Origin of the sequence: Winogradskyella psychrotolerans RS-3 (genome assembly GCF_000427335.1) — a bacterium.
GTDB classification, from domain to species: Bacteria; Bacteroidota; Bacteroidia; order Flavobacteriales; family Flavobacteriaceae; genus Winogradskyella; species Winogradskyella psychrotolerans.
This window is the reverse complement of the sequence record NZ_ATMR01000210.1, coordinates 1-1,096: the sequence shown is the minus strand read 5'-3', so window position 1 is coordinate 1,096 and position 1,096 is coordinate 1. Positions and strand designations below refer to the sequence as shown.

The window sequence follows — 1,096 nt, the reverse complement described above, 5'->3', positions numbered from 1 at the left end:
CATAGAACAGTTTTGGAATCTTTTATTACTTTTGCAAATTTAACACAGGTTTCAGGTCCAATGTCTAAGCCCATCCAACCATCAGGAATTTGTCCTTTTTTGGCTGTTTTTTGCTCAGCATCGTTGGCGAAATCAGTGGAAATAATTGTGTCATCTGGCAAAATCAGATTAACATTTTTTTGCTTGGCTTTCTCTAAAAGCTCTAGTGCAAGTGGCATTTTATCTTCCTCTAATAAGGAGTCACCTATAGTGCCACCCAGTGCTTTCGCAAAGGTGTAAGACATTCCACCACCGATAATCAGGTTGTCCACTTTGTCAAGCAACTTGTCTATAAGAAGGATTTTATCAGAAATCTTAGCTCCACCCATAATGGCTGTAAATGGCCTTTCTGGTGAACCCAATACTTTCTCCGCATTTTCCAATTCTGCTTGCATCAAATAACCAGCTACTTTATCATTGAAGAATTCAGCAACAATAGCAGTGGAAGCATGCGCCCTGTGGGCAGTTCCAAAAGCATCATTGACATAAATGTCTCCTAGTTTTGATAATTTTTCTGCAAAAATCTTTGTCTCCTTTTTCTTCTTCTTTGTGAAAACGAAGGTTTTCTAAAAGTAAAACTTCACCTGGATTTAAACTTGTAGCTAGCTGTGTTGCTTCAATTCCTATGCAATCCTTGGCAAACTTCACTGATAAATCTAGCTCTTTATTCAATTCAGTGACAATGTGTCTCAACGAAAACTTGTCTTCTGGACCAGATTTAGGTCTTCCAAGGTGAGACATAAGAATTACCGATCCACCATCCTTAAGGATTTTTTGATCGTCGGCAATGCTGCTACTATTCTAGTATTGTCAGTTATTGTGTATTGATCGTCCAGAGGCACATTAAAATCCACTCTCACAAGTGCTTTTTTACCACTAAAATCAACGTTATCTACTGTTTTGATCCGATTGTTCATGCGTTGTAGGTTTAATATATGCGTCAAAAATAACATTTTATTGGCAGCAGCCCGCTTAGCCTATCATTTATTGCTTTTCCCAAATGTATTTCTGGTAATTCTTCAGCTAAAATTAGGTGGCATTGGTTTCATCCAATTCG

Annotated in this window: 1 pseudogene; it reads right to left on the bottom strand. The window is 37.9% G+C overall.

Annotation, left to right across the window (positions count from 1 at the left end):
- Positions 1 to 944: pseudogene (locus ADIWIN_RS18805) on the bottom strand (phosphoglycerate kinase); the annotation flags it as partial.
- Positions 945 to 1,096 lie beyond the last annotated feature (152 nt).